At 59.7% G+C, this 24,983-nt stretch carries 22 protein-coding genes and 1 pseudogene; 4 read left to right on the top strand and 19 right to left on the bottom strand.

Going from position 1 to position 24,983, the window contains the following annotated elements:
* Positions 1-94 precede the first annotated feature (94 nt).
* Genes QMK51_RS27215 through QMK51_RS27225 form a run of 3 tightly spaced genes read right to left on the bottom strand, consistent with a single transcriptional unit; the run spans position 95 to position 5,306 of the window.
* Positions 95-3,142, bottom strand: a complete 3,048-nt coding sequence (locus tag QMK51_RS27215) for an efflux RND transporter permease subunit (protein ID WP_320392591.1) — start codon at positions 3,140-3,142, stop codon at positions 95-97.
* A complete protein-coding gene (locus QMK51_RS27220; RefSeq protein WP_320392592.1) occupies positions 3,139-4,206 on the bottom strand; it encodes an efflux RND transporter periplasmic adaptor subunit in 1,068 nt (355 codons plus the stop codon). The genes QMK51_RS27215 and QMK51_RS27220 overlap by 4 nt, the downstream gene beginning before the upstream one ends.
* Positions 4,203-5,306: an efflux RND transporter periplasmic adaptor subunit gene (locus QMK51_RS27225; RefSeq protein WP_320392593.1), complete on the bottom strand. Its 1,104-nt coding sequence runs from the start codon at positions 5,304-5,306 to the stop codon at positions 4,203-4,205. The genes QMK51_RS27220 and QMK51_RS27225 overlap by 4 nt, the downstream gene beginning before the upstream one ends.
* A 326-nt stretch (positions 5,307-5,632) precedes the next feature.
* Here QMK51_RS27225 and QMK51_RS27230 point away from each other — a divergent pair.
* Positions 5,633-6,250, top strand: a pseudogene (locus tag QMK51_RS27230) (AAA family ATPase); the annotation flags it as partial.
* Positions 6,251-6,396: 146 nt separating this feature from the next.
* On the opposite strand, the gene QMK51_RS27235 reads toward QMK51_RS27230, so the two are convergent.
* From QMK51_RS27235 to QMK51_RS27270, 8 genes are all read right to left on the bottom strand, one after another.
* Positions 6,397-7,278: a transporter substrate-binding domain-containing protein gene (locus QMK51_RS27235; protein ID WP_320392594.1), complete on the bottom strand. Its 882-nt coding sequence runs from the start codon at positions 7,276-7,278 to the stop codon at positions 6,397-6,399.
* The gene (locus QMK51_RS27240; protein ID WP_320392595.1) at positions 7,275-8,057 is read right to left on the bottom strand and encodes an amino acid ABC transporter ATP-binding protein; all 783 of its coding nucleotides are present in this window, start codon (positions 8,055-8,057) and stop codon (positions 7,275-7,277) included. Before QMK51_RS27240 ends, QMK51_RS27235 begins: the two co-directional genes overlap by 4 nt.
* Positions 8,054-8,713: an amino acid ABC transporter permease gene (locus tag QMK51_RS27245; RefSeq protein ID WP_258698080.1), complete on the bottom strand. Its 660-nt coding sequence runs from the start codon at positions 8,711-8,713 to the stop codon at positions 8,054-8,056. Before QMK51_RS27245 ends, QMK51_RS27240 begins: the two co-directional genes overlap by 4 nt.
* Positions 8,694-9,359: an amino acid ABC transporter permease gene (locus QMK51_RS27250; RefSeq protein ID WP_258698081.1), complete on the bottom strand. Its 666-nt coding sequence runs from the start codon at positions 9,357-9,359 to the stop codon at positions 8,694-8,696. The genes QMK51_RS27245 and QMK51_RS27250 overlap by 20 nt, the downstream gene beginning before the upstream one ends.
* 458 nt (positions 9,360-9,817) lie before the next feature.
* Positions 9,818-10,600, bottom strand: coding sequence for a MetQ/NlpA family ABC transporter substrate-binding protein (locus QMK51_RS27255; RefSeq protein WP_320392596.1), 783 nt, complete (start codon positions 10,598-10,600; stop codon positions 9,818-9,820).
* Between the two features lie 185 nt (positions 10,601-10,785).
* Positions 10,786-11,718 carry a sigma 54-interacting transcriptional regulator gene (locus tag QMK51_RS27260; protein ID WP_258698083.1) on the bottom strand — a complete coding sequence of 311 codons (933 nt, stop codon included), beginning with the start codon at positions 11,716-11,718 and terminating at the stop codon, positions 10,786-10,788.
* Between the two features lie 66 nt (positions 11,719-11,784).
* A complete protein-coding gene (locus QMK51_RS27265; RefSeq protein ID WP_320392597.1) occupies positions 11,785-12,366 on the bottom strand; it encodes an alpha/beta hydrolase in 582 nt (193 codons plus the stop codon).
* 501 nt (positions 12,367-12,867) lie between these two features.
* Positions 12,868-13,941, bottom strand: coding sequence for a fatty acid desaturase (locus QMK51_RS27270; RefSeq protein ID WP_320392598.1), 1,074 nt, complete (start codon positions 13,939-13,941; stop codon positions 12,868-12,870).
* A 100-nt stretch (positions 13,942-14,041) separates the two neighbouring features.
* Between QMK51_RS27270 and QMK51_RS27275 the strand changes: the two genes are divergently transcribed.
* Complete coding sequence (locus QMK51_RS27275) at positions 14,042-15,046, top strand: AraC family transcriptional regulator (protein WP_320392599.1); 1,005 nt, start codon at positions 14,042-14,044, stop codon at positions 15,044-15,046.
* Positions 15,047-15,200: 154 nt separating this feature from the next.
* Here the strand turns inward: QMK51_RS27275 and QMK51_RS27280 are convergent, their stop codons facing one another.
* Positions 15,201-15,566 (bottom strand): response regulator, encoded by a 366-nt coding sequence (locus QMK51_RS27280; RefSeq protein WP_320392600.1) that lies wholly within the window; start codon positions 15,564-15,566, stop codon positions 15,201-15,203.
* Positions 15,567-15,643: 77 nt separating this feature from the next.
* The gene (locus QMK51_RS27285; RefSeq protein ID WP_320392601.1) at positions 15,644-16,330 is read right to left on the bottom strand and encodes a Crp/Fnr family transcriptional regulator; all 687 of its coding nucleotides are present in this window, start codon (positions 16,328-16,330) and stop codon (positions 15,644-15,646) included.
* 84 nt (positions 16,331-16,414) lie between these two features.
* On the opposite strand from QMK51_RS27285, the gene QMK51_RS27290 reads away from it, so the two are divergent.
* Positions 16,415-16,933, top strand: a complete 519-nt coding sequence (locus QMK51_RS27290) for a DUF962 domain-containing protein (protein WP_320392602.1) — start codon at positions 16,415-16,417, stop codon at positions 16,931-16,933.
* A 90-nt stretch (positions 16,934-17,023) separates the two neighbouring features.
* Here the strand turns inward: QMK51_RS27290 and QMK51_RS27295 are convergent, their stop codons facing one another.
* From QMK51_RS27295 to dibA, 6 genes are all read right to left on the bottom strand, one after another.
* Positions 17,024-18,013 carry a sulfate/molybdate ABC transporter ATP-binding protein gene (locus QMK51_RS27295; RefSeq protein WP_050682815.1) on the bottom strand — a complete coding sequence of 330 codons (990 nt, stop codon included), beginning with the start codon at positions 18,011-18,013 and terminating at the stop codon, positions 17,024-17,026.
* A 2-nt stretch (positions 18,014-18,015) separates the two neighbouring features.
* Positions 18,016-18,885 carry a sulfate ABC transporter permease subunit CysW gene (cysW, locus tag QMK51_RS27300; protein WP_258698089.1) on the bottom strand — a complete coding sequence of 290 codons (870 nt, stop codon included), beginning with the start codon at positions 18,883-18,885 and terminating at the stop codon, positions 18,016-18,018.
* A gap of 13 nt (positions 18,886-18,898) precedes the next feature.
* Complete coding sequence (gene cysT / locus QMK51_RS27305; RefSeq protein WP_258671906.1) at positions 18,899-19,717, bottom strand: sulfate ABC transporter permease subunit CysT; 819 nt, start codon at positions 19,715-19,717, stop codon at positions 18,899-18,901.
* Between the two features lie 238 nt (positions 19,718-19,955).
* On the bottom strand, positions 19,956-20,969 hold the full coding sequence (locus QMK51_RS27310) for a sulfate ABC transporter substrate-binding protein (protein ID WP_320392603.1): 1,014 nt from the start codon (positions 20,967-20,969) through the stop codon (positions 19,956-19,958).
* 145 nt (positions 20,970-21,114) lie between these two features.
* Positions 21,115-21,297 (bottom strand): sulfur starvation response protein OscA, encoded by a 183-nt coding sequence (oscA, locus tag QMK51_RS27315; RefSeq protein WP_007941032.1) that lies wholly within the window; start codon positions 21,295-21,297, stop codon positions 21,115-21,117.
* Between the two features lie 255 nt (positions 21,298-21,552).
* Positions 21,553-23,472, bottom strand: a complete 1,920-nt coding sequence (gene dibA / locus QMK51_RS27320; protein ID WP_320392604.1) for a phosphodiesterase DibA — start codon at positions 23,470-23,472, stop codon at positions 21,553-21,555.
* A gap of 147 nt (positions 23,473-23,619) precedes the next feature.
* Here dibA and desA point away from each other — a divergent pair, with 147 nt between their 5' ends.
* The gene (desA, locus tag QMK51_RS27325) at positions 23,620-24,804 is read left to right on the top strand and encodes a delta-9 fatty acid desaturase DesA (RefSeq protein WP_258698092.1); all 1,185 of its coding nucleotides are present in this window, start codon (positions 23,620-23,622) and stop codon (positions 24,802-24,804) included.
* Positions 24,805-24,983 lie beyond the last annotated feature (179 nt).

The following is a 24,983-nucleotide window of genomic DNA, read 5'->3' on the forward strand; positions in this document are numbered from 1 at the left end:
TGCGTGGGAATGCCTCTCGGGACGCTCTGCGTCCCTGCGGCTGTGACGCAGAGCGTCACTGGCTGCATTCCCACGCGGAGCGTGGGAACGATCATTAGGCAGACTTCGGTTCGCGGATTTTGTACCAGGCCACATACAACGCCGGCAAAAACAGCAACGTCAGCAACGTCGCAATGATGATCCCGCCAATCATCGCGTAGGCCATCGGCCCCCAGAACACTTCCCGCGCAATCGGAATCATCCCCAGACTCGCTGCCGCTGCCGTCAGCAGAATCGGCCGACGCCGATGCTCCGTGGCTTGCAGCACTGCGTCCCACGGTGTGTGGCCGTCCTTTTCGAAGGCGTCGATCTGGGTCACCAGGATCACCGAGTTGCGGATGATGATGCCGATCAGCGCCAGAATCCCGAGGATCGCCACGAAGCCCATGGGCGTGCCCGACGGGATCAGCGCCAGCACCACGCCGATCAACCCGAGTGGCGCGACGCTGGCCACCAGAAACAGCTTCTGCACGCTGTGTAACTGGATCATCAGGAAGGTCGCCATCAAAAACAGCATCAACGGCACGACCTTGGCAATCGGCCCTTGGGCCTTGCCGCTTTCCTCTACCGTACCGCCGGTGGCGACTTTGTAGCCCACCGGCAAACTGGCGGCGAATTTGTCGATGTCCGGTTGCAGCTGTTTCACCAAGTCGGTCGGCTGAATCTCGTCGCGCACCGCGGCCTTGATGGTGATGGTCGGTTTGCGATCACGACGCCACACCAGCGGCTGCTCCAGTTCATAACCCACCGTGGCAAACGCCAGCAGCGGAATCGAGGCGCCGCCGGGGGTGACGATCTGCAAGTTCTGCAAGGTTTCCGGACTACCGCGCTCGGCATCTTCAGCGCGGCCGACCACGTCGATCAGGTAGATATCGTCATCGACCTGCGTCACTGGCGAGCCGACGACGATGCTGTTCATCAGGTTCGCCACGTCTTCCGACGACAACCCAAGTTGCCGCGCCTTGTCTTGCGCGATGTCGATGCGCAGCACTTTGCCCGGCTCGTTCCAGTCGTAAATGATCTCGCCGATGTGCGTGTTCTTATCCAGTTCGGTGGCCAGGGCGATGGCGTGTTTGCGCACCTGATCGATGTTTTTGCCGCTGACCCGGTACTGGATCGGCCGCCCCACTGGCGGGCCCATTTCCAGGGCCTGGACGTAACTGCCGACACCGACGAACTCTTCACGCAGGCGCTTTTGCAAACGTGCAGTCAGCGCCGTGCGTGATTCCAGGCCTTTGCTGACGATCACCAGTTGCGCGTAGTAGGGGTTCTGCAATTGCTGGTCGAGGGGCAGGTAGAAACGGATCGCCCCTTCGCCGATGTAGGTGCTCCAGCGCACGATATCCGGGTCGTCCTTGAGCGTCGCTTCAAGCTTATCCACCACCTTGCGGGTTTCGGCAATCGAGGCGTTTTGCGGCAGGTTCAGGTCGACGAGAATTTCCGGGCGGTCCGAAGACGGGAAGAACTGGTTCTGCACGAATTGCATGGAAAACACCGAGAGCACAAACAGCGCCACGGTGATGCCGATGGCCCACCAGCGATTGCGCATGGCCCAGAGCAGACCGCCATTGAACGCCCGACCGATGCGCCCTGGCTCTGCGTCGTGAGGTTTCACCTTGGCGCTCAGAATGTGCACACCAAGCACCGGGGCGAACAGTACGGCGACGATCCACGACACCAGCATGGCCACCGCGATCACCGCGAACAGCGTGAAGGTGTACTCACCGGCGGAACTGGCGTTCAAGCCGATCGGCACGAAACCGGCCACGGTGACCAGCGTGCCGGTAAGCATCGGGAATGCGGTCGAGGTGTAGGCGAAAGTCGCCGCCTGCTCTTTGGTTTCGCCCATTTCCAGGCGCGTGACCATCATCTCGACCGTGATCATCGCGTCGTCCACCAGCAGACCGAGGGCGATGATCAGCGCACCAAGGGAAATCCGCTGCATGGTGATGCCGCTGTATTCCATGAAGAGGAAGACCATCGCCAGCACCAACGGAATCGAACACGCCACCACCAGCCCGGCGCGCACACCGAGACTGACGAAGCTGACGATCAGCACGATCACCACCGCTTCGAACAACGCACTGGTGAAGCCGCCGACGGCTTCTTCCACCACTTCGGCCTGGTCGGAAACGTTGTGCACGCCAACGCCCACCGGCAGGTCGGCCGTCAGCTCGTTCATGCGCAGGTGCAGTGCCTTGCCGAACGCCTGAATGTTGCCGCCCTTCTTCATGGCGATCGCCAGGCCGATGGCCGGCTGGCCATTGAAGCGAAACTCCGGGGTGGCCGGGTCGACATAGCCACGGCTGATGTCGGCGATATCGGCCAGTCGGTAGAAGCGGTCGTTGAGCTTCAGGTTGACGTTGGCCAGGTCTTTCTCAGAGGCAAACTGCCCCGAGGTTCGCACCGAAATCCGCTCCGGACCGGCCTCGATCACTCCCGCCGGGGTCACGGCATTCTGCGATTGCAGGCTCTGCACCACCTGGCGCTGATCGATGCCGAGGGCGGCGAGTTTGCGGGTGGAGAAGTTCAGGTACAGCACTTCATCCTGCTCGCCAATCATTTCGACTTTGCCCAATCCCGGTACTTCGCGGATTTCGGCACGCACCTGTTCCACGTAATCGCGCAACTGGCGCATCGACAGGCCATCGGCGGTAAACGCATACACGGAACCGAAGACATCGCCGAACTCGTCGTTGAAGCCCGGCCCTTGCAGGCCTTGCGGGAAGTCGCCGCGAATGTCGTTGATCTTCTTGCGCACCTGGTACCAGATTTGCGGAATGTCCTCGGCGCTGGTGGTGTCGAGCAGGTTAACGAAAACCGTTGATTCGCCTGGACGGGTGTAGCTTTTCACGTAGTCGAGAGAGTCGAGTTCTTCGAGTTTTTTCTCGATTCGGTCAGTCACCTGCTTGAGGGTTTCTTCCTGGGTCGCGCCGGGCCAGCGAGTCTGGATCACCATGGTTTTGATGGTGAACGACGGGTCTTCTTCGCGCCCCAGGTTCAGGTACGAGAACACGCCCATCAGCAGCGCAACGAACATCAAATACCAGACAAACGACTGATGCTTGAGGGCCCATTCGGATAAGTTGAAACTCCCTTTCATTGCGGGCTGCCCTCGTCAATTTTCACTTTCTGCCCCGGTTTGAGGCTGTTCACACCCGCACTGACCACCCGCTCGCCAGACTTCACGCCGTTGGCCAGGACCACTGTGGCATCGGTCCGGCTGATCAGGCTGACCTCCCGTGGGGAAACAGTTTGTGCTTGCGGGTCGACGACCCAGATCCGCAGTTTGCCGTCGACTTCCTGCAACGCACTCACCGGTAGTTCGAGCCGTGGCTTGATCGCGGAGCTGAGGGTCACGCTGATCGCCGTGCCAAGGTAAAAGCCCGGCGGCGTATCGGTCAGGCTCAGGCGGGCGCGACGGGTACGGGTCGCGCTTTGGGCCTGGGGTTCGATTTCGCGCACGATGGCGGTGCTGGTGATGCTCGGGTCCAGTTGTGAGGCAACCTGGAACACCACGTCGGCCGGCAACTGATCGACCAGGGTGTCGGGCAAGTCGATCACCGCTTCCTTGATGTCCGGCTGCGCCAGGGTCACCACCTGTTGACCGGCCGTCACCACTTGCCCGGCTTCGGCGTTCCACGCGGTGACAATGGCTTTGTGATCGGTGCGCAGCTCAACGTAGTTGAGTTGGTCCTTCGCCTGACTGACTGTGGCCCTGGCTTGATCGAGGGACGCCTGGGTGGTTTTCAGGTCTGTCTGGGCGATGTCCAGTTGTGCCTGGGCACCGACCCCGCGATTGAACAGTTCCTGCTGACGCCGGGCGTTGGCCTGAGCATTGATGAGCTGCGCCTGAACACGCGCCAGATCACCCTGAGCCGAGCGCAACTGGTTTTGCTGAACGGTGGGGTCGAGGGTGGCGAGCAAGGCGCCCTTCTGAACTTCGGCGCCGACATCGACGTTACGGCTGGCGATACGCCCCGGCACCCGGAAACCGACGTTGCTTTCGTAACGGGCCTGAATGCTGCCGGCAAACCGGCCGAGGTCTTCTTGATTGAGCGCTTTCACCTCCACGGACAACACCGGCCGTACCGGCTCGGGTGGCGCTTCCTCCTTGGAGCAGGCGACCAGCAGCACAGCGGTGGACAACAGCAACAGGCGCTTCATGGCTGGGCTCCTATCGCTGGGGTCTGGTAGGTGTTTTCGACGATATCCACCCGCACACCCGGATGCAGTAGTTGGCCGCCCGCGGTGACGACTTTTTCGCCACCGGTGAGGCCGGCGCTGACAATGACTTTGCCGGTCAGGTAACGGCCGACAGTGACCGTGTGCAGCTGCGCCTTGCCCTCGGCATCCACCAGCCACACGGCCGGGTCGCTGAGGTTTTTGGTCAGGGCCGACCAAGGCAGTTCCACTGCGGTTTTGCCCACGGGCTTGGCGGTGGCGCTCACTACCGACCCCAGTTGCATGCCCTCAGGGAGACTGTCGAGGCTGACTTTGACTTGCACCGTGCCGGTCTGCGCGGACACCGCCGGCGTGACTTCGCGAACGGTGCCCGTGGTCTTGATCGTCGGGTTGTCGAGCAGGCTGACCACTATCGATCTGTCCGATGGCGGCTCGGCCAACAGCGATTCATAAACGTTGAACACCGCGTCACGCTCGCCATCCCGGGCCAGGCTGAAAATCGGCACCGTGGCTTGCACCACCTGGCCGACTTCGGCCTGACGTGCGGTAATCACCCCTGGCGCATCGGCAATCAGCGCTGTGTAGCTCAGTTGATCACGGGCGTTGGCCAATTGCGCTTGAGCAGCGCTCAGCGCGCTCTGACTGCTGCGCAAGGCGGCTTGGGCAGAGTCGTATTCGCTCTGGCTGGTGTAGCCCTTGGGCAGGAGTTTCTGCTGGCGAACGAAGGCGGCGGCGGTTTGTTTGACCCGGGCCTGTTCGGCCACGACCTGGGCCTGGGCCGAGTCGACATTGATTTGCAGGTCTTTGGGGTCGAGCCTGGCCAGCACTTGTTTGGCCGAAACCCGGTCACCGACGTCGACCATGCGCTGGATGATCTTGCCCCCCACGCGGAACGACAACTCGGTTTGTACTCGCGCCTGGACATCGCCGGTGAGTGTCACCGAAGCGGCGTAATCGGTTGGCTTGACCTCTTGCACGAAGACTCGCGGACGGTCCTTTTCGACCTGTGCTTTTTCACCGCAGGCGGTCAGCAAGGCGACGAGGCTCAGGCCAACCATTAATTTCAATCCGGGACCCACCATGCAGACTCCTTTGCGTTGTACGGGCGTGCCAGTGTCGATACGACTGTGAGCTTAGAACAGGGTTCAACAGGTGCACGGGTTTGCTGCATTCCCTGTGGCTGAGGGGCTTGCCTGTGGCGAGGGGGCTTGCCCCTGTTCGACTGCGCAGCAGTCGTAAGCCGGCTAACGCCGTGCTCCTGAAAGAAACGCGGTGACTGGTTTTAGGGCTGCTTCGCAACCCAACGGGGGCAAGCCCCCTCGCCACAGGCCGACAATAAAGCAGAATGACGAACCCTGCAGCAGGAAGCTACCCATGCTCAAAACCCTCGCGGTGGCCAATTACCGCTTCGCCGGAAGTCATGTAGCTGCGTGAGTTCATCCGCCGCTGGTGTTTCTACGATCACTTTCGCAGCGATGCCGATGCCCCGGCACGCCAACCGCAACTGGGCACCCGCACACCGGCGCTGCACCACGACGGTCGCGACCTCGCGGCGGCGTTACAGACCATCCACGAAACAGGCGATCCCGAAGCCTTGCAGGCGGCGATCAGCGATGCGTTCCCCGGCGCGACATTGAACATCGAACCGCTGCAGGGCGGACGGTTTGCGATCGAGTTTTATCAGGAAGGGTTGTTGCGGCCGTTATCCGCCGCCGAGTTGTCGGACGGGACATCGCGTTATCTGCTGCTGGTCGCGGCATTGCTGACACCCCGGCCGCCGACGCTGATGGTGCTGAACGAGCCGGAAACCAGTTTGCATCCGGATTTGTTGCCGGCATTGGCGCGGTTGATTATTCGAGCGTCCGAACAGTGTCAGGTATGGGTGGTGTCCCACGCGCGACGGTTGATTTCGGCGTTGCAGCAAGACCCGGAATGCAATTGCATAGTGCTGGAGAAAAATTTCGGCCAGACCGGGATGGTCGGACAGCGGATGCTGGATGAACCGGCGTGGTATTGGCCGGATTGATCGGCGCTTGAACAACCGAATCGCGAGCAGGCTCGCTCCCACTCTGGATCGGCGACTGACACTAAAGTTGTGTTCATCGAAGATCCCCCTGTGGGAGCGAGCCTGCTCGCGATGGCGATCGGAAAGTCACCGCATAGCTCAGAGACTCACCCCTGCCACTTCCCACCCTCGACAATCACGCTCTCAGGCTTGGTGTCATCGCTCAATTCTTTACGCACATACTGGTCGTACAGCTTGAGCAAAAACTTCTCCTCGCCCAACTTGGCCAACTCCGCATTCACCCAATCACGCAGTTCGATATTGCCCTTCTTCACCGCCGGCGCAATCGGTGCTTCGGCACCCAGTTTTTCCTCCAGTACGCGGTAGCCCGGGTTCTGCTTGGCCCAGCTGAACAGCACCAGATTGTCCTGTGCATAAGCATCGCCGCGACCATTGGCCAGGGCTTGCAGGGACTCGGAGTTTTTCTCGAACTTCAGCAGTTTCCAGTCCGGGTGGTTCTTGGTCAGCCAGATATCCGCCGTGGTGCCCGTGGTGACGATGGTGGTGCGGGTCGCCAGGTCATCGAGGCTCTTCACCGAGCTTGCCTGAGGCACCAACGCCTGAACCGCGACTTTCAAATTCGGATTGGTGAAGTCCACTGCTTCCTTGCGTTCCGGAGTAACGGTCATGTTGGCCAGGATCAGGTCGACCTTGTCGCTTTGCAGGAACGGTATCCGGCTCGCCGGCTCCACCGCCACGAACTCGACCTTGTTCTCATCGCCCAACAGATCCTTGGCGAATTGGCGGCCGATGTCGGTATCGAACCCCACGTAGCGCCCGGCTTCATCGACAAAACCGAACGGCGGTTTGTCGGTGAACACGCCGACAATCAGCTTGTCCCGGGCTTTGATTTTTTCCAGGTAACCGGCCGGTGCGGTGCTGACGCTGGCGACTTTCGGCTTCACCGGTTCTTCGGTTTTGTTGCAGCCGGCCAGCAGCGCCAGGCTGAACAGCGGGAGTAGCAGCAGAGAAGACTTGGCAGTTTTCATGGCAGTTCCAATTCCTTTGTTTGAGTCGTTTTAGGTAGTGCGGCGACGTAGGAGAACTTCTCCAGGAACTGCTGCGCTCGTGCGGTTTGCGGGTTCGTAAAGAAAATCTCGGGGGGGTGTTGCTCAAGAATGCGCCCGGCATCCATGAACACGATGCGATCAGCCACGGCGCGGGCGAAGGCCATTTCGTGGGTGACAATCAGCAGCGTCATGCCCTCGCGGGCCAGGCCCTGAATCACTTCGAGCACCTCCTTGACCATCTCCGGGTCGAGGGCGGCGGTGACTTCGTCAAAGAGCATGACCTTGGGGTTCATGCACAGCGAACGGACGACGGCGATGCGTTGCTGTTGGCCGCCGGAGAGCTGGCGCGGGAAGGCATCGCGCTTGTCCAGCAGGCCTACGCGTTCCAGCAAGGCTTCGGCCTGGGCACGGGCTTCACGGCGATCGCGTTTCTGCACCTTGAGCGGGCCGAGCAACAAGTTGTCGAGCACACTCATGTGCGGGAACAGGTGATAACTCTGGAACACCATGCCGATCTGCTGACGCACTTCGCGCCAGTCAGTGCCCTTGTCCAGCAACTCGCGCCCGGCAAAATTCAAGCTGCCGCCGTGGGCGACTTCCAGGCCGTTGAGGCAACGCAGCAAGGTGCTTTTGCCACAGCCGCTGGGGCCGAGGATGACGATCACTTCGCCCGGTTTCACCTTCAGGTCGATGCCATTGAGCACCTGCTGCTCGCCGAAAAACTTGTTGAAACCCTTGAACTCGATCAATGCACTCATGCTTGCGTCCAGCGCCGCTCCAGCACGCGCGAGGCGGCCGAGAGCGGGTAGCAGATGAAAAAGAAAAACAGGAAAAGCGTGCCGTATATCAGCACTGATTCGTAGGTGCGTTCGATGATCTGTTGGCCGACTTTGATCACGTCCACCACGCCGATCAGCACCGCCAGGGAGCTGGTCTTGATGATGCGCGTGTAGACGTTGATGGTCGGCGGCGTCATGCGCTTCAGGGCTTGCGGCAGCAGCACGTAGCCATAGAGTTGCGGGCCATCCAGCCCAATCGACAACCCCGCCTCACGCTGCCCGCGAGGCAACGAATGCAACGCACCGCGCACCACTTCCCCGACTTCGCTGGCGCCCCACAGCGACAACACCAGCACCGCGCACCAGAAGCTCGGAATGCTCAACCCAAAAAAGATCGGCAAGCCGAAGAACAGCAAATATAGCCAGACCAGCACCGGGATCGCCCGGAACAGTTCCAGATAGACCCGCAGAAGCGCGTTCAGCCATTTCGAATTCAGCGTGCACAACACGCCGTAGAGCACGCCGCCGATGGTGCTGATGGCGATGCTCAGGAAAGAGATCGACAGGGTTTGCGCAGCGCCCTTGCCCAATTGCGGCAACGACACCCAGAGCAATTCAAGACCCGAACTGGCCATGCTGGAGCCTCCTTTCCAGACGGCTGAGCAGCAGCGACAACGGCAAAAACAGCAGCACGCAGATCAGCGTCAGCACGGCGAGCATTTCGTAGGTTTTGTAATAGAGCGCGATGTAGCTCTTGGTGGTGTAGAGAATCTCCGGCACCGCCACCGCCGAGACCACGGTGGTTTCCTTGAGCAGAAAAATGAAATTGGCGAACAGCGACGGCAGGCTGAGGATGCCGGCTTGCGGCAGGATCACGTAGCGCAGCAATTGCCCGTGGGACAAGCCGATGGAGCGGCCGGACTCGAGTTGCGCCTGGGGCACCGCATCCACGCCGGCGCGCAATACTTCCGTGAGGTAGGCACCGCCGAGAAAAGTCATGGTGATGATCGCCGCCGCGAAGCCCGAGACTTTGATGCCCAGGGCCGGCAAGGCAAAGTAAACGAAGAACAGCTGGATCAGCAGTGGGGTGTTGCGCGCCAGCTCCACGTACAACCCGACCAGGCGCTGCAGGTAAGGCGTGCGGAACACCAGAATCGTCGCGTTGATCAGCGCCACCAGCAACGAAGTGCCGATGGCGATCAAGCCGACCTGCAGCGTCACGCCCACGGCTTTGAGAAATGCCGGCAGAGTGCTGAGGATAAAAGCGTAATCGAAAGTCATTGAACATCCCTGTACGCCGCTCGGTAAGCGACGATGGCGCAGTCCATGGGCAGTGGATAACCACCCGGCAGGCACCGACTCTAAAGGTATAAAAAGAAGAATTTAAATACCGTTAAAGCATATTGATATCACGCAAAAACCTATCCCGTGGATTTGCGGCAGTCGTGGAAGACGACTATTTTTCTTTGCGCTGTAGGAAGGATCTTTTTTTCAAAATGCCCCTCCAAGGACGGACAGCTTTTGGCCAGACTTCCCCGGCCGAACCATCACAAGGAAGAGAAAATGGCTAACGTAAAAGTGTCACAGCGGCTGGATCCGCAGGACATCGTGAAATTGCTGGTGGCGTTGCGCAAGGCATTGAAGGCGCGGGTGGCCTGAAATCTTAAAGCAATAAAAAACGCCGACGCTGTATCAGCCGTCGACGTTTGAAACCTTGAAGGGTTTGATGCAGCGATCAATCAGAACGCCGGCAGGACCGCGCCGCTGTATTTCTTCTCGATGAACGCCTTCACTTCCGGGCTGGTCAGGGCCTTGGCCAGTTTCTGGATGGCGACACTGTCCTTGTTGTCTGGACGAGCCACCAGGAAGTTCACGTAAGGCGAATCGGCACCTTCGATCACCAGCGCGTCTTTAGCCGGGTTCAGACCTGCGTCCAGCGCGTAGTTGGTGTTGATCATGTCCAGGTCGACCTGATCCAGAACACGCGGCAGCATGGCCGATTCCAGTTCCTTGAACTTGAAGTTATGCGGGTTCTTGGCGATGTCTTTCGGTGTGGCCACGGCGTTTTTCGGGTCTTTCAACTCGATCAGGCCAGCCTTCTGCAGCAGGATCAGGGCACGGCCACTGTTGCTGCCTTCGTTCGGGATGGCGATGGTTGCGCCGTCTTTCAGCTCAGCCAGGCTTTTGACTTTCCTCGAGTAACCGCCGAACGGTTCGACGTGTACACCGATCACGGTCACCAGATTAGTGCCTTTGCCTTCATTGAAGTTTTTCAGGTACGGCAGGGTCTGGAAGTAGTTGGCGTCCAGATGCTTCTGGTCGACCTGCACGTTCGGCTGAACGTAGTCGGTGAAGACTTTGATCTCCAGGTCCACGCCTTCTTTGGCGAGGGTCGGCTTGATCAGTTCCAGAATCTCGGCATGTGGAACCGGGGTCGCCGCCACCACCAGTTTCTCGCCAGCCTGGGCCAGGCCCGCAGTCAGGGCAGCCGCCAATGCGGTGAACAACAGAACCTTTTTCATGCAGTGTCCTTATCGAAAATCACGGTCGTCATCGACGACGGCTAAATAGTTAGGTGCCATTGAAGTGCTATCGCTGGCGTGACGCGGACAATACCGGGATTTTTTATTCCCGAACAATATCTTTTATTCACTTTCATATTCCATTTTGTTCATACAACCGCTCCCACATGGATTGCGCTTCGCGCCTACAACAGTCCGGCGTCTTTGAGCAGTTGTTTCAAGGCCTCTCTCTCGGCGGCAGTGCCGTTGCCGAGAATGTGTTTGAGTTGCTGCTCGATCGTCACCAGCGACGCCGGCGCCTCAGGCAGATTCAAATGCTCCGGCAAAATCTCGTCGCCGGTACTCACCAGCAACGCAAAGTGAATGACGTTCTCCAGTTCCCGGGTATTGCCCGGCCAACTGTGCTGCTCCAACACCTGCTGCGCGGCTTCGCTGATCAATGGCACCGGCAGGTCGAGGCGTTGGCTGTAGATGCCGAGGAAGTATTCGGCCAGCGACAAAATATCGCCCACCCGCTCACGCAAGGCCGGCAGTTCGAGCTGGCCTTCGCTGAGGTAGTGATAGAGCCGCTCATGGAATTTCCCGGCAGCCACCGCCTGGGCCAGATCGATGCTGGTGGCCGCCACCAGACGTACGTCCACCGGGCTCGGCTGGTGAGCACCGACGCGGGTGACTTCGTGGTTTTCCAGGGCCGCAAGCAACTTGATCTGGATCGGCAACGGCAGGTCGCCGATCTCATCCAGGTACAAGGTGCCGCCGTTGGCCGAACCGAACCACCCGGCACGACTGCTGGCCGAACCGCTGTAACTGCCAGCGGCATAGCCGAACAGTTCAGCGTCGGCGTAGGTCGGGCTGATCGCCCCGCAATTGACTGACACGAACAACCCGCCGCGATCACTGGCGCGATGGATGTGCCGGGCCAACAGTTCTTTACCGCTGCCGGTTTCACCGCGAATCAACACCGAGATCGAACGTGGCGCCAATTGTTCCAGTTCCTGGCGCAACTGCCGGGAACGCGGATCAACGAACACCAACGCTTTGGCGCGAATGCTCAGCGGGCTTTTTTCCGCGTCGGGAAAGGTCAGCAGCGGCTGACCGAAGGCTTCATGCAAACTCATGGCAGACTCCCGCCCAAACCGCCGGGAGGCGGGGGCCGATTCTAAAAAAAGGAAAAAAGAAAAGGTTCAAGCCCGACGCAGGGCGTGCTGTTCCATGCGGTTTTGCAGACGATAGAGGTACGCAAAACCCTGCTCCCAGCGCCGGTGACCGGACTTCACATTGATGTGCCCGGCCCCCGATAAAATCCCCGCCTCGGCGCCCCACTGGCGCGCCAGTTCAAGCGCTCGTGGCGCGCTCACGGCGGCGTCGTTGTCAGAGCTGACGACCTGGCTCGGGAACGGCAATAAATGCGTCGGGATCGGCGCGAAGTTGCGCAAGGCCGGCGAGCAGGCCGGGCGCTCGACGTCCGCTGGCGCGACCAGCAAGGCACCGCGCACCTGACGCAAAAATTGCAACGGCGCAGTGGCCGCCCAATGGGCGACGGTGATGCAACCCAGGCTATGGGCGATCAGAATCACTGGCGTGCTGTCGGCGGCAATCGCCTCGGCCAACGCCGCGACCCAGTCTTCGCGACGAGGCGTCAGCCAATCGGCCTGCTCCACCCGTGCACTGTTGGGCAGGCTGTTCTGCCAATGGGTTTGCCAATGATCTTCTGGCGATCCTTGCCAGCCCGGCACAATCAGGTAGCGAATTGATTCGTTGTGCATGGGGGAGCTCTCCTGCTGCGTGTCTGTTCCTGACTGAGTATAGGGAGGTGAGTTATATTCGTTAAGGAATAAGAAGATATTTATTAAGATCAATATAGAATATAAAGCTGATCACCTGTGGGAACGGGCTTGCCCGCGATAGCGATGTATCAGTCACTGATGATATTGACTGGTCTGACGCCATCGCGGGCAAGCCCGCTCCCACAGTTGCTCCCACAGGGATTTCGTGTCCACTTACCAAATCCCGGGCAAAAAAAGGGGCCGCACCCTGCCAAGGAGACGGCCCCGGAAACTCAAAATCGGTTAGCGCGAACCACATCGCTGGGATGTGAATGATTGGCTGAAACGGTTATCCGATAAAGGAATATTTAATTACTTTATTAGATCAAAAACACATATGCCAATCATTACGATGCATCCAAGCCATCGCTGCTTGCGTCACAACGTAACGTTCCTTTGGGTCAAATTGATGACCAGCGTTTGAGTTTCCGGGCACATCGATCAAACCCGAGCGGCACGCACCTCCTGCGACCCTATGGCTTCCTTGCGAACAAACCGGTTCGCCCGCCCGAACGTCCCGAAATCATTGAACCGCACCCCCATCTCACGCATCACCTCATGCGCAACCGGCACGGTCATCTGGCGGATGTAAAACGGCTCTTTCACCACAAAATGATGGATCCCGTGGCTGCTGCCGAAGTTGAAGCAGAACGCTTGCAATGGCCACATCCACCAAGGGTTCAGCACCTGGGTCTGCTGGAGCACATTGCCCGGCTCCACATCACCGTAGTAGTGCATGTTCGAGCTGACAAAGTGCAGGCAGAACGTGCGCAACACGTTCGGGCCGATGATCACCACCACAGCGATGTCGATCACTTGCATCACCGCCAACGTAGTCGCCGACCATTCGATGGGCGTTCCCAACAGATGTGCGATGCCGTTGGCGGCGTGAAAACCGAGAAACACGTACCACGCCCCCCAATGCACCAGCGCCAGCGGTGCGTAAACCTTCAGAGAACGCTTGAGGATGCTGAGCTTGTGCGCCCGGGTCTTGGCCCGCAGCATGCGGACGAATGCCGACATCACGTTGTCGCCGACCATCAACAGGCGTGCGACTCCCCAAGGCTCACCGTTGGTGATCGCCCGCTCTTCCATGTCGGCTTCGGTGCCGGACACCTTGTGGTGGTTGAGGTGCAAATGGCGGCGGATCCACGGGTTGATCGTGCTCGGCCGCGCCAGCCAGACCAGGCCCATCATCAAGTTGTGCGGCACGCGTTGCTTGCGAAAGTACATGCTGTGGATCAGATCATGCTCCAGCTCGTGGGTCAGCGAGGCGAAAAACGCGTTGAGCAACAGGCATGCCCACCAGGCCATGTACCCGGTGATGTACAGCGCTGCCGAACCGATCATCCCGGCCAGGGCAAAGGCCAGAATGCCCGCGCCCAAGGCGTCCTGATGGTTGAGAATCGGGTAGCGCTGACGCAATTCGACGCCCTTGGCCAGCACCACTTGGCGAATATGCGCTGATCGTTGTGCTGCATTCAGTCGCTGGGGACTTGCAGAAGTACCGTCCATGCTTCCATCCTCTGGTTATTGATGTTCGCATCCTGCCCTGTGATGCTTTACAGAGTGGTAGCCGTGAACGCCAACCTGTTGACCGGACGCGCCAATCAACATGACTGAACCGACCTCCCTCGCCAGCTGGACCCGCGCCCTGCGCAAGCAGCTCGACGCGCTGGGCCTCGACAGCACCGCCCTGTGCCAACAGGCGGGGCTCGACCCGCAGTTGATGGACGACCCGAACGCCCGTTACCCGTTGTCCGGCACCACGCGCCTGTGGGAAATCGCGGTGCAGGTCAGTGGCGACCCCGCGATTGGCTTGCGGGTGTCGCGTTTCGTCAGCCCCACCACCTTTCATGCGCTGGGTTATGCGTTGGTGGCCAGCGGCAGCCTGCGGGAAGTGTTCGAGCGCATCGTGCGTTATCACCAGGTGGTCAGCGATGCGCTGGACCTGGAGTTGACCCGAACCGAGGATCGCTATCGTTTCCGCCTGAAAATCCCCCAAGGCAACCCCGCGCCTGCCTTCGAAGCCATCGATGCCTTCGCGGCGATTTACGTGCGCACCTGCCGCAATCGCCTGGGCCGTGACTACGCGCCACTGGCGGTGTACCTGCGCCGCCCGGAACCTGCCGACCCGCATCAATGGCACAAGGTGTTCCGCTCGCCGGTGTATTTCAACGCCGATGAAGACCGACTGGAATTCGCTCTGGTGGATTTCGACAGCCACCTGGACGACGCCAACCCGGAACTCGCCGAACACAACGAAACCGTGCTCAAACGCACCCTCGCGCAACTCAAGCCCCTGACCTGGGAGCGCAAGGTTCGCGACGCCATTGAAGAGCAATTGCCCGAAGGCGAACCGTCGGCCGATTGCATCGCCCAAGCGCTGCACTTGAGTCTACGCAGCCTGCAACGGCACCTGGCGGATGAAGGTTGTCGGTTCGATACGCTGCTCAATGAAAGCCGGGAGAACCTGGCGCTGCTGCACCTGCGCGACCCACAGTGTTCGTTGAGCGAGGTCAGTTACCTGCTGGGGTTCGCCGATACCAGCAGCTTCAGTCGTGCGTTCAAACGCTGGACCGGAATGACGCCGGGGCAGTTTCGGGATGGGTTGCGGTGATAGATCAGCAAGGTGTGCTGGGTTTTCCGGCCTCTTCGCGAGCAGGCTCGCTCCCACACTGGATCTTCATTGTTTATCAATATTGTGTTCACCAAGGATCAAATGTGGGAGCGAGCCTGCTCGCGATGGCGATTGCTCAGACACCGCATAACCTTCAGCGCCCGCGATCGCGCCGCAACAGCTTGCGCACCCGCTTCACCAGCTCACTGACGGCAAACGGCTTAAGCAGGTAATCATCCTCATGCAGCTCCAGCCCGCGCAGGCGATCCTCGATGCCGTCCGTGGTGGTGAGGAACAGCACCGGCGTATCGCCAAGCTTGCGGATCTGCTGCTGCAACTGCCAGCCGTTGAGCCCCGGCAGCATCACGTCGAGGATGATCAGCTCGTATTCGCCAGATTCGATAAAACGCCGGCCGTCCATGCCATTGAGCGCCACATCCACCGCGTAACTCGCTTCGCTCAGGCCTTTGGCCAGGAGCCTGGCGGTCTCGGGTTCGTCTTCCACTAACAGCACACGCATGGCACACCTCGATTATCGTCGTCACAGGCTAGGCGCGTTCGCGGACAAAGCCCACCAATACCGTGGCGATCTTTTTTTCAAACCAACGCCAACGCCCGCAATCGCTGCGCATCCAGAATCTCGATCTCGCCATATTTCAGATTCAGAATACCTTGCCCCTGCAAATCCTTGAGTATCTGGTTGGTGGTCTGGCGCGACAGTGACAGCATCGACGCCAGTTGCTCCTGGGGCAGTTGCAGAACACGGCGTGGCGGGTCGATTTCGCCATAGCCCTCGGCGATCATCAGCAAGCGATGGGCCAGGCGCGCCGGGGCCGGCATCAGACTCAGTTGCTCAAGGTTGATGAAGGTCAGGCGCAGTTTGTGGCTCATCAGCAACGCCAGTTGCCGCCAGTACACCGGGTGTTTGTCGAGCAAGGCCAGCAGCGCCGTTTGCGGGATGTGCAACAGGCTGCACTGGCCAACGGCGTAGGCATCATGGGTTCGCGGCTGACCGTCGAACAGGCAGATTTCACCGAACCAGTGCGGCGGTTCCACCAGGCTCAGCAACGCTTCCTTGCCCTGCTCGCTCACCGCGCCGATGCGCACCGAACCTTCGAGCACCGCGTACAACCCGCACGGGGGATCGCCGCGCTTGAACAACCGCTGCCCCGGCGACAGCCGCCGCACTCGGGCGGCGGCCAGCAGACTATCCTGCAAGGGAACAGGTAAATGACTGAACCACTGCCCCGTCATCAGACGCGAACGCCAAACCTGCATGTCCATGAAAACTCCTGGAGATTGTCGCCTGGTTGACAGAGTGAGAGATGAACCCGGGGCATCATCAATCACCCTACAGGAGGAATAACAATGAAAAGCCTCGTTGACCATCTCAGTCAATACGCCGCCTACCACCGTGACCCACGCAATATCGCCAGCCATTTCGTGGGTATTCCGCTGATCGTCGTGGCGGTCGCGGTGTTGCTGTCACGGCCTCAATGGGGCGGAGGCTGGGTTTCGCCGGCGGTGCTGGTCGCAATGGCATCGGCGTGGTTTTACCTGCGCCTGGAGGTGCGTCTTGGGGCGTTGATGACCGCGCTGCTCGGTCTGTGCATTTGGGCGGGCCTGGTTCTCGCGCAGCAAAGTATGCTGGTCTGGCTGGCCAGCGGGATCGGGATGTTTGTGGTGGGCTGGGCGATTCAGTTTGTCGGCCATCATTACGAGGGACGCAAACCGGCGTTTGTCGATGATGTGACGGGGTTGATTGTCGGGCCGTTGTTTGTGGTGGTTGAGTTGGCGTTTTTACTGGGGTTGCGGCATGAGCTGAAAGAGCAGATCGAGGCGCGGGTGGGCGGTGTGCGTTTGCGTCAGAAAAACGCAGCAACGTAAGACGCCATCGCGAGCAGGCTCGCTCCCACAGGGGATTTGTGAACGACACAAATCACTGTGGGAGCGAGCCTGCTCGCGAAGCTTTTGCTTTTAAAGGTTGGCGACTTTCTGCCAGACCTTCGGCTTGAAGAACAACGTCTCACCCTTCGCCAATCCAACCAGGCTGTCGTGATCCTTCACCACTTCGGCTTCAATCAACTCGCTCTGGCCTTCGACCTTCAGCGTCACCCGCGTGGTGGCGCCCAACGGACGAATATCCCGCACTTCAGCGGCGTGGTGGTCTTCCAGTTCATGACGCGACAGCGACACTTCGTGTGGACGGAACAGAACGTGCCGATCTTCACCCAAATGCAGACGGTTCGAATCGCCGAGGAAGTGATAGACGAAATCGCTGGCCGGGTTTTCGTAGACGTCGCCCGGTGAGCCGATCTGCTCGATCACGCCCTTGTTCATCACCACGATACGGTCGGCGACTTCCATCGCCTCTTCCTGGTCATGGGTCACGAACACCGAGGTCAGGTTGATGTCTTCGTGCAGCCGCGCGAGCCAGCGACGCAGTTCTTTACGGACCTTGGCGTCGAGTGCGCCGAAAGGTTCGTCGAGCAGCAAAACCTTTGGCTCCACCGCCAAGGCGCGGGCCAACGCGATGCGCTGACGCTGGCCGCCGGAGAGTTGTTCCGGGTAGCGATCCGCCAACCAGTCCAGCTGCACCATGTTCAGCAGTTCGTGGACTTTCACCGCGATCTGGCTCTCGTTCGGACGCTGGTTTTTCGGCTTCATGCGCAGGCCGAACGCGACGTTGTCGAACACCGTCATGTGGCGGAACAGGGCGTAGTGCTGGAACACGAAACCGACGTTGCGATCACGCACGTCGTGGCCGGAGACGTCTTCGCCATGGAACACGATGCTGCCCTGATCCGGGGTTTCGAGGCCGGCGATGATTCGCAGCAACGTGGTCTTGCCGCAGCCGGACGGCCCCAGCAGCGCCACCAGCTCGCCGCTTTGAATGTCCAGGCTGATGTTGTCCAGCGCCTTGAACGCGTGGAAGTTCTTGCTGACGTTACGCACTTCGATCGACATGACTATTCCTCCGCGGCGCTGGCGCGCAGGCGGTTAATACGGTTTTCGCTCCACTGCTTGAGCAGCAGGATGAAGAGCGCCAGGATCAGCAACAGGCTCGCCACGGCGAACGCGGCCACGTGGTTGTATTCGTTGTAGAGAATCTCGACGTGCAACGGCAAGGTGTTGGTCACCCCGCGAATGTGCCCGGAAACCACCGACACCGCACCGAACTCACCCATCGCCCGGGCCGTGCACAGCACCACGCCATAAATCAGGCCCCATTTGATATTGGGGACGGTAACGTGCCAGAACATCTGCCAGCCATTGGCCCCGAGCAGGCGCGCGGCCTCTTCTTCCTGGGTGCCTTGTTCCTGCATCAGCGGGATCAGCTCACGGGCCACGAACGGCACGGTGACGAAAATCGTCGCCAGCACGATACCCGGCAAGGCGAAGACGATCTGGATGTCGTGATCCTGCAACCACGGGCCGAACAGGCCCTGGGCGCCGAACATCAACACGTAGACCAGACCCGCGATCACCGGCGATACCGAGAACGGCAGGTCGATCAGGGTCACCAGCATGCTCTTGCCACGGAACGAGTATTTGCTCACGCACCACGCCGCGCTGACACCGAACACCAGGTTCAGCGGCACCGAGATCAGCACCGCAATCACAGTGAGTTTCAACGCCGACAAAGCGTCCGGCTCAAAAATCGCCGTGAAGAACGCCCCCAGGCCCAGTTTCAGACCCTGGGATACCACGATGAACAGCGGCAACAGCAAAAACAGCGCAAAAATCAGCCAGCCGAGGCCGATCAGGATTCGCCGCGACGAGGCACTGCCACGGCGGGCGGCGTTCGAGGAGGCCGCTGCAATAGACGATTGGGACATTTTTCGCGCCTCCTTATGGGGTTTCGATGCGCCGCTGCAACAAGTTGATCAGCAGTAACAGGACAAAGGAAACCACCAGCATCAGTACACCAATGGAGGTGGCGCCGGTGTAATCGTACTGGTCGAGTTTGACCATGATCAGCAGCGGCAGAATTTCGGTTTTCATTGGCATATTGCCGGCGATGAAAATCACCGAACCGTACTCGCCGACCCCGCGGGCAAAGGCCAAAGCGAAACCGGTGAGCCAGGCTGGCAGCAGCGCCGGCACCAGAATATGGCGAAAAACCTGTAACGGTTTCGCCCCCAGGCAAGCCGCCGCCTCCTCCACTTCACGCGGGATATCAGCCAGTACAGGCTGTACCGTACGTACCACGAATGGAAGCGTCACAAAAGTCAGCGCCAGGGTGATGCCGAGGGGGGTATACGCGATCTTGAAACCCAAGTCCGCCGCGAACTGCCCCACCAGCCCGGTGGGGGTGTACAGCGCGGTCAGCGCGATACCGGCCACCGCAGTGGGCAAAGCAAAGGGCAGGTCGATCATCGCGTCGATGACTTTGCGCCCCGGGAAGGTGTAGCGCACCAGCACCCAGGCCAGCAGCGTGCCGATCACGCCGTTGATGATCGCGGCGTACAGCGCGGTGCCGAAGCTCAGCTTCAACGCCGCCAGCACCCGTGGCGCCGAGATGATCGCCCAGAACTGGTCCCAGGTCAGTTGAGCGGCATGCACGAACATCGCCGCCAGTGGAATGAGCACAATCAGGCTGAGGTACACCAAGGTGTAGCCCAGCGTCAGCCCGAAGCCGGGTATGACGGGGGAGATACGACGCGACATAAAAGTCCTTGGTTGAGAACGCGCTAAGCCCCGACAGTGAAATCGGGGCCTGTTGGCTAATGCCAGCCAGTTAAGGATTTGGACACCGCAGCCCCTGTGGGAGCGAGCCTGCTCGCGATAGCGGCGGGCCAACCAACATTTATGCTGAATGTACCGCCGTCATCGCGAGCAGGCTCGCTCCCACAGGTTCAGCACCTTAACTGACTGGAATCAGGTCCATTGACTAATCCATTTCAGGTTACTGCGCCTGATAAATCTGGTCGAACACGCCACCGTCATTGAAGAATTTCGGTTGCGCGGTTTTCCAGCCGCCGAAGTCCTTGTCGATGGTCACCAGCTCCAGTGTCGGGAACCGCCTGGCGTATTTGGCGGCTACGTCCTTGTCACGTGGACGATAGAAGTTTTTCGCCGCAATTTCCTGGCCGGCCGGGCTGTACAGGTGCTTGAGGTACGCTTCGGCGAGCTCGCTGTTGCCCTTTTTCTCAGCGTTTTTATCGACCACGGCCACCGGTGGTTCGGCAAGAATCGACAGCGACGGTACAACGATGTCGAACTTGTCGGCGCCACCGTCTTCTTTCAAGGCCAGGAAGGCTTCGTTTTCCCAGGCCAGCAGCACGTCGCCCTGACCGTTGTTGACGAAGGTGATGGTCGAACCGCGAGCACCGGTGTCCAGCACAGGCACGTGTTTGAACAGGGTCTGTACGTACTCTTTGGCCTTGGCTTCGTTACCGCCGTTGGCTTTCAGGCCATAGGCCCAGGCCGCGAGGAAGTTCCAGCGCGCGCCGCCGGATGTTTTCGGGTTCGGAGTGATGACTTCCACGCCATTCTTGGTCAGGTCACCCCAGTCCTTGATACCTTTCGGGTTGCCCTTGCGCACCAGGAACACAATGGTCGAGGTGTAAGGTGTGCTCGCCTCCGGCAGACGCTTCTGCCAGTCAGCCGGCAGGCTCTTGCCGAGCTTGGCGATTTCGTCGATATCCCCGGCCAGGGCCAGGGTCACCACGTCGGCCCGCAGACCGTCGATTACGGCGCGAGCCTGTTTACCCGAACCACCGTGGGACTGTTGGATCTTCACGTTGTCGCCAGCGTGGTCTTTCTTCCAGAAGTTAATGAACTCGGCGTTGTAGTCCTGATACAGCTCACGGGTCGGGTCATACGACACGTTGAGCAATTCGTAATCCTTGGCAACCGCGGAACCCGCAAAAAGGGCACTGGCCAGGGCGGCCAAGGCAAAATGGCGAATCGACGACATGGTGAAAGCTCCTGGAATTCTTGGTGTGTTGGCTTTTCTTATGGATTTCTGGAATCGGGTTGCCTGTTTGAAAAGATCGCAGCCTGCGGCGGCGCCCACAGGCGCGTAGGAGCTGCCGAAGGCTGCGATCTTTTGATCTTTCGCTTCAGCTCGGTTTGTTGCCCGGATTCTGCAAACGGAATTTCTCTTTGCGTTCGATCTGAACCACCTGGGCGTTGTGCACGGTGATTTCCACTGCGCCAAAGCGCAGATCGCGCAAGGCGCTCTGGATCTCACGCAAAATGGTGGCTTCGTCCTGCCCGTCAACACTACGTAGGGATGCGCTCATGGTGCTGCTCCTTTAATGAGATATGCCTGGCAGTGGCGGGCACTGCGTACGGCGTGAGGGCAATAGTAGATAGGTGCAGATATTCTTAAAAAGACTATTTAAGAATGTTTATATAACCAGAAGACATTATTTGATGAAGCAAGGATTTGCTGAGCATGAGTGGCTTGAAGATCAAAAGATCGCAGCCTTCGGCAGCTCCTACAGGTGTACGCCGATCCCTTGCAGGAGCCGCCGAAGGCTGCGATCTTTTCGCTTTCAGGAAATCACTGGCGCCCGAGCCCAATCCAACGCGGCCTCCGGTACTGGCCGCCCAAACCAATACCCCTGCCCCAGATCGCAGTCGTGCTCGAGCAGGAAACCCGCCTGCTCGATCTGCTCGATCCCCTCGGCATGCACTTGCATCCCCATGCTCTGCGCCAGGGCAATGATCACCCGCACGATCGCCGCGTCATCCTCATCACCCGGCAAGCCTGCGACAAATCCCTGATCGATCTTGAGCTTTTGCACCGGCAACCGCTTGAGTCGCAGCAACGACGAATAACCCGTGCCGAAGTCATCGATGGCCAGCCGCACGCCCAACTCACGCAAGCGATGCATCTGCTCCAGCGCCACTTCCGGGTCCTCCATCACCGCGCTTTCGGTGACTTCCAGCTCCAGATACGCCGGATCCAGCCCGGTGTCGTGCAGCACCTGAGCCACCTGCTGATACAACTCGCGGCGGGCGAACAGGCGAGAAGAAACGTTCACCGCGACAAACGAAAGCAGCACGCCTGTCGCCTGCCACTGGCACATTTGCTGACAGGCCTGGCGCATGACCCAGGCATCGATCTCGGCAATCAGCCCGGTGCGTTCGGCAATGGGGATGAATTCAGCCGGCGACACCAGCCCGCGCTGCGGATGCTCCCAGCGCACCAGCGCCTCGACGCCGATCAGGCGACTGGTTTTGAGGTCATGCACGGGCTGGTAATAGACACGCAACTCCTGCTGCTCCAGCGCCCGGCGCAATTCGAACGCAATCTCGACGCGCTGCTGGGCATGCGTGGTCAATTCTTCGGTATAGAGGGCATAGCCGTCGCGACCGGCGCTCTTGGCCTTGAACAGCGCCGAGTCGGCGTTGCGCAACAGTTGCTCGGCGCTCAAGGCATCGCTGGGGAACAGACCGATGCCGATGCTGGCATTGATGAACAACGGATGCCCGTCGATCTGAAACGGCTCCTTGAGGCCATCGATGACCCGCTGAGCCAGCGCCGCGGCAGGCCCCGGTTGCGGGCAATCTTCAGCCAACACCGCAAATTCGTCGCCACTGAGCCGCGCCAGGGTGATGCCCGGGTCGAATGTGCCTTGCAGACGCTGGGCCACGGCTTTGAGCAGTTGGTCACCGACGTTGTGACCGAGGCTGTCGTTGATCAACTTGAAGTGATCCAGATCGATCATCAGCAACGCACAACCGCGCTTATGGGCCTGCGCCGAGGCCACGGCCTGCTCGGCACGGTCGGTAAACAGCAGGCGATTGGGCAGATCGGTCAGCGGATCGTGGTGGGCCAGGTGCGTCAGTTCATGCTCGGAGTTCTTGATCGCGCTGATGTCGGAAAATACTGCAACGTACTGACTGAGCCGCCCCTGATCGTCGGGAATGAGGCGAATCGTCTGCCATTGCGGGTAAATCTCGCCGCTTTTGCGACGATTCCAGATTTCCCCGCTCCACTCGCCGAGGCTGTCGAGTGTCGCGAACATCGCCTGGTAGAAACCCGGTGGGTGATGGCCCGACTTGAACATGCTCGGTTGCTGCCCCAGCACTTCCTCACACTGGTAGCCGGTGATCTCCATGAACGCCCGGTTCACATGGACGATCAGCCCTTTGCTATTGGTGACCAGCACCCCTTCGCGGGTGCAATCGAACACCGCGGCCGCCTGACGCAAACGTTCCCGATCTGCTTTGCGCTCGCGCAATCTGGCGCCGACACCCAGGCAGCGAAACAATCGTGCCCGCGCCATAAAGATCAACCCGGCACTGAAGGCCACCCAGGCATAACCGTTGATCAGTTGCCAGCGCAGCAGGTCGGTGGAGTTATCGAAGAAACTGTTCAATAAATAACCACTAAACTGGAACCAGGCTACGGAAAGCACCAGATAGAGCAGCGCTGCACGCAAGGCATCGCGATATGTGGCTGGCATTAGAACGTCCATGTCCCTACAAAACTGGTTGGAATTATAGATTAAAGAAACACCCGGCCACTCTTATCTGAAAGGGCGACTGGTTTTATCTGTGGGCTTAGTGATAATGCAAAGGCTGTTTTTTCTTTTTCGAGGGCCCTATAGCCTATGTGGTACGAAGGTTTTCTTGGCTTATCGCCCTGGTCACTGGTGGCAGTCACCCTGCTGATGACCCACGTGACGATCGTCGGCGTCACGGTCTATCTGCATCGTTATTCAGCCCATCGTTCCCTCGAGCTCAATGCCGGCCTGAAACATTTCTTCCGTTTCTGGCTGTGGCTGACCACGGCGCAGAACACCCGCGAGTGGACCGCTATCCACCGCAAGCATCACGCCAAATGCGAAACCGTCGATGACCCGCACAGCCCGGTCATCAAGGGGCTGTCCACGGTTCTGCGCAAAGGCGCCGAGCTGTACCGCGCCGAAGCGGAAAACCCCGAGACCCTGCGCATCTACGGCAAGAACTGCCCCGAAGACTGGATCGAACGCAACCTCTACAGCCGCTTCCCGCTGCTGGGCGTGGCGATCATGGGCGTCATCGACCTGCTGCTGTTCGGCACCATCGGCATCACCATCTGGGCCATCCAGATGATGTGGATCCCGGTGTGGGCCGCCGGCGTGGTCAATGGCCTGGGCCATGCCATCGGCTACCGCAATTTCGAATGCCGCGATGCGGCGACCAATCTGGTGCCCTGGGGCATCCTGATCGGCGGCGAAGAACTGCATAACAACCATCACACCTACCCTAACTCGGCCAAACTGTCGGTGAAGAAGTGGGAATTCGACCTCGGCTGGGCGTGGATCCAGGTCTTCAGCTTCCTGCGCCTGGCCAAGGTCCAGCGGGTTGCGCCGATCGCCCACCGTGTCGAAGGCAAAGGCAGCCTGGACATGGACACCGCCATGGCGATCCTCAACAACCGCTTCCAGATCATGGCCCAGTACCGCAAATTGGTCATCGCACCACTGGTCAAGCAAGAACTGGAAAAGGTCGATCACTCGGTCCGTCACCAGTTCCACCGGGCCAAGCGCCTGCTCTCGCGGGAAACCAGCCTACTGGATGACAAGCACCATGTGCGCATCCAGACCATGCTCGAACACAGCCAGGCGCTGAAGGTAATTTACGAGAAACGCCTGGCCTTGCAGCAGATCTGGGTCAAGACCAGTTCAAATGGTCACGACATGCTGGCCGCCATCAAGGATTGGGTACACGAAGCCGAGGCCAGCGGGATTCAATCCCTGCGCGACTTCGCCGACCAGCTGAAAACCTACTCCCTGCGCCCTGCCGCTGCCTGACCTTGAATCAAGGGCCGCTCCTGTGGCGGGGGAGCTTGCTCCCGTTCGGCTGCGCAGCAGCCGCAATATCTGACGACGCGTTTTAACGGAAAAAACGCGTCGCCAGGACCGCCCAGCGGGAGCAAGCGTGCCCTCGCCACAAAAAAAGCGGGAACTTCGCTCCAAATCCCCTATCTCAA

Origin of the sequence: Pseudomonas sp. P9_31 (assembly GCF_034008235.1) — a bacterium.
GTDB lineage: Bacteria > Pseudomonadota > Gammaproteobacteria > Pseudomonadales > Pseudomonadaceae > Aquipseudomonas.